The 3,472-nt window shown below is 73.6% G+C and carries 5 protein-coding genes; 2 read left to right on the top strand and 3 right to left on the bottom strand.

Translation table 11 applies throughout. From position 1 onward, the window contains the following. Positions 1-213: BRCT domain-containing protein (locus ACYVE7_RS31265; RefSeq protein ID WP_460369821.1), on the top strand; the 213-nt coding region annotated here is incomplete at its 5' end. Here the strand turns inward: ACYVE7_RS31265 and ACYVE7_RS31260 are convergent. Genes ACYVE7_RS31260 through ACYVE7_RS31250 form a run of 3 tightly spaced genes read right to left on the bottom strand, consistent with a single transcriptional unit; the run spans position 176 to position 2,913 of the window. Beyond that, positions 176-1,735 (bottom strand): ABC-three component system protein, encoded by a 1,560-nt coding sequence (locus ACYVE7_RS31260; protein WP_460369819.1) that lies wholly within the window; start codon positions 1,733-1,735, stop codon positions 176-178. The two genes, ACYVE7_RS31265 and ACYVE7_RS31260, sit on opposite strands and share 38 nt — an antisense overlap. Continuing rightward, positions 1,713-1,973 (bottom strand): ABC-three component system middle component 6, encoded by a 261-nt coding sequence (locus ACYVE7_RS31255; protein WP_460369818.1) that lies wholly within the window; start codon positions 1,971-1,973, stop codon positions 1,713-1,715. Before ACYVE7_RS31255 ends, ACYVE7_RS31260 begins: the two co-directional genes overlap by 23 nt. A 16-nt stretch (positions 1,974-1,989) precedes the next feature. Then, positions 1,990-2,913, bottom strand: coding sequence for an ABC-three component system protein (locus ACYVE7_RS31250; protein ID WP_460369815.1), 924 nt, complete (start codon positions 2,911-2,913; stop codon positions 1,990-1,992). Positions 2,914-3,000: 87 nt separating this feature from the next. Between ACYVE7_RS31250 and ACYVE7_RS31245 the strand changes: the two genes are divergently transcribed. After that, a partial coding sequence (locus tag ACYVE7_RS31245) for a hypothetical protein (protein WP_460369814.1) occupies positions 3,001-3,472 on the top strand: 472 nt, incomplete at its 3' end.

Here is a 3,472-nt window from a genome sequence, read left to right as displayed (position 1 = left end):
GTCGCGTTCACCGGCGAGACCCCCGAGCCGCGCGAACGCTGGGAGGAACGGGCGCGCGCCGCGGGGCTCGTCCCGCATCCCCGGGTGACGCGCTCGGTCGCCCTGCTGGTCGCGGCCGACCCCGACACCCTGTCGGTCAAGGCCCGCCGCGCCCGCGTCTACGGCGTCCCGATCGTCACCCCGGCGACGTTCGACCGGCTGCTCGGCCGCTGAACACGTACTGCAGGCCCTCCTCGTCGCAGACCCGTCCGGCCAGCGCCAGCGCACGGTCGATCAGCTCGGCGGGGACGTCGTCGAACAGGGCGGCGTCGTGGACGAGGAAGTCGGGCCCGCGCCCCTCCCGCAACGCGGTGACGGCCAGGCAGAGGTCGAAGCAGAACAGGGTCAGCGCCCGCACCTCGTGGCCGGGCGGCCCGCCGATCACGGGCGAGAACCGGTAGCCCGTCCGGCGCGGTTCGATCGTCAGGGCCGCCGGACGCTCCTCGGCGAACAGCGCGAACGCGTATCCGGCGAACCGGCTGGACACGGCGTTCAGATGGTTTCTGCGGTCGTGCAGATCGGTGCCGACCTGGAGTTCCAGCTCGGCGGAGCGGAGCTGGGCGCTGCGTCCCGCGCCGCTCCACCGGTCGACGACGGCCCGCCGCTCGACCAGTTCGGCGATCCGTCCCTCCAGCCGGGCGAGCCGTCCGACCAGTTCGGTGTGGGCGGCCAGCGCGCCGTCGGCGTGCAGCAGCCGCAGCAGTTCGGCGCGCTCCTCGTCGAGGTCGCGCAGCAGCGCCGAGTCGGCGGCCCGCTCGCGCAGCAGCCGGGCGTGCTCGGACTCCAGATACCGCCGCCGGTTGGCGACCACCGACCGGTGGAACGCGGTCACCTCCGCGAACCGCCGCACCACCAGCTCGGGCAGGGCCGCGCCGACCTCGTCGTAGGCGAGCCGCACATAGTCCGCGTCGGCGCCGTCCTCGCCCGCCAGGGCCTGGTCGAGCTCGCCGAGCCGCCGTCCCGACAGGGCCAGCCGGTCGGTGACCTCGCGGATCTCCCGGCTCAGCGCGTCGGCCCGCTCCAGCTGCCGCCCGTAGGTCTCGGCGACCCGGTAGGCCGCCACCTCCCGGGCGACGGCGTCCCGCTGGAGCTGGAGGGTGCGGAGCTGCGCGTCCAGGTCGCGGCTGCGGCCCAGGGTGAGGCCGAGGATGGAGTCGCGGGCCGCGTGGCGCAGCTCCCGCAGGTTCCGTTCGGTCTCACCGACCTCCCGGACCTTCGCCACCAGATCGACGTCGAGCCCCAGCAGATGGGCGAGCGCCGGCTGGGCGTCCTGGGAGCGCTGCTTGCGGTAGGTGAGGGTCGGTGCGGCCACCCCGCCGGCGGACGGGTCCCGGACGTAATAGGCCATCACCGACCGGAACGACGGTTCGGTGCCGCCGCCCGTCAGGCCGAACAGGCCCGCCCCGAGCCGGGCGCGCAGCCGGATCAGCCGGAGCGCCTCGTCGTCGAGCCACGCCGTCAGCGGATCGCGGGCCGTGCGCCGCACCGTCCGCGCCGCACCGCTGAGGTGCAGGGACAGCGCGAACTCGCCGCCCGCGTAGGCGGCGGAGCGCAGCGGGTGTCCCGGCCGGACGTCCGCGGCGAGCAGCGCGTCGAACAGCCGGACCAGACCGGACGGTCCCGGCAGCACGTTGAGTCCAGGGGAGAACCGGATCGGGGGCAGGTCGGGTAGGTCACTGGTCAGTGAGATCAGCACGGGTCTTCCTCAACTCTCCGTCCCGCTGGTCGACGACGCCGAGCATGTACAGGACGTCGAGGGCCAGGGCGAACCACCAGAAGGGCAGTGCGGAGTCGGCGCCCCGCGCGTCCCGCCAGCGCAGCAGCCGTTCCCAGACCGCGCCGACGCTGCCGGGCCGGTCGAGCTGGAGCAGGATCTGTGCCCCGACGGCCAGGAGGGCCTGGTCGTCGGGGATCGAACGTGAGGGCAGAAGCACGGGGGGCTCCCGGGGGTCAGGACGCGGCGCGCCGGCCGTGCGCCGCGGCGGGCTCGAAGATCTCGCAGATCTCGAAGAAGTGGGTGACGACCATCAGCGCCGCGCTGCGCTGCTGGGCGGGGTCGGCGGTGCCGTCGCCGAACGCCTCGGCGACCAGGTCGTCGCAGAGGGCGTGGAAGACGGCGTCGGGGTCGGGGTAGGCGGCCCGGTGCCCGGCGAACCGGGCCCGGAGGTTCTCCGACACCTGCGCCTGCTCCCCGGGAGAGGCGTGCCGGAAGTAGTAGCGGACGTGCCCGGTGGTCGCCTGGAACCTGGTCAGCAGCTCGGCGACCTCGGGCCCGAACCCGTTGTGCTCGATCTTGCCGAACGCGACCTCGCGCAGCGGATCCAGGTCGAGGGTGAGCCGGGTGCGGGCCAGCGACTCCACACAGCGCGCCAGATAGGTCATGCCCGCCGGATGGTCGGACGGCGGCGAGCCGATGATCGAGGCGAGCCGCTCTCGCGGCAGGAACGCGCACTGGTGCCAGAGCACCTGCGGCGGCCACACCTCGATCTTCACCCTGTCGCCGTGCTGGCGGCGCAGCTCGATCACCGCGCGGGCCGCCATCTCGGGCAGCCCGTTGGCGTTGTTGTGCACGAACGCCCAGCGCTCCATGCTGTCGCCCCAGTACCGCAGGGCCGTCTCGAAGTCGCTGATCACCTTGCGGGTGACGTTGCGCTGGTTGGGGCTGGTGGCGCCGTAGCAGGCGAGCATCAGCCCGCCGACCCAGCCGTCGCAGCCCTTGTCACCCCGGCCGGCGGGGTCGACGGCGAGGAACGCGCCCGGATGGATCGCGTGCATGAGGTCGTTGACGAAGTCCTGCCACTCGAAGCCGGACTTCCGGACGGACAGCGACATGAACTGGCTGTGGAACCAGGCACGGTCCTGCGGTTCGTACACCTTCCACCGTAACCGGCGAAACGCCGAACAAGCCCCGCTGAGCTGCATGTTTCGCGAGAGAACCGGCGCGTGTGAGAACTTAGCGGCATGAGCGAGGACTTGCCGCAGCGACTCTCGGTCGGATACGCCCCGCTGGTCGCCTTGTACCAGCTGCTCGACGCCCGCGACCACGAGCCGGGACGGGCCGCCGGGCGCACCGACTGGGCCGCCCGGCTGACCGCCTTGCGCGTGCTCCGCGACGGCGCCGTTCCCGGTGACGCCGCCGCGCTCGTCACCGCTCTCCTTGAGCCGCAGCGGCGCGACGTCCGGCATTTCGCCGTCTCGACCAGGCCGGAGGCGCTGGCCGGGATCGTCGCGGAGGCCGTCGGGAACGGTGAGCGGGTGCTGCTGTTCGCCGCGCCCGACCGGGTGCCCGACGGGCTGCTCGCCGTGGACGGCCTGCTGCGTCCGGTCGGCCCCCGCTGGGAGGAGGAGCTGCGCTCCCTCCGCCGCGAGCTGCTCATCCTCGACCAGGGGCCCGCCGACCGGGCCGCGCTGGACGCCGTCAGGACGGGCGCCG

The sequence above is a fragment of the Actinocorallia lasiicapitis genome, assembly GCF_054778695.1.
This window is presented reverse-complemented; position numbering and strand designations above follow the sequence as displayed.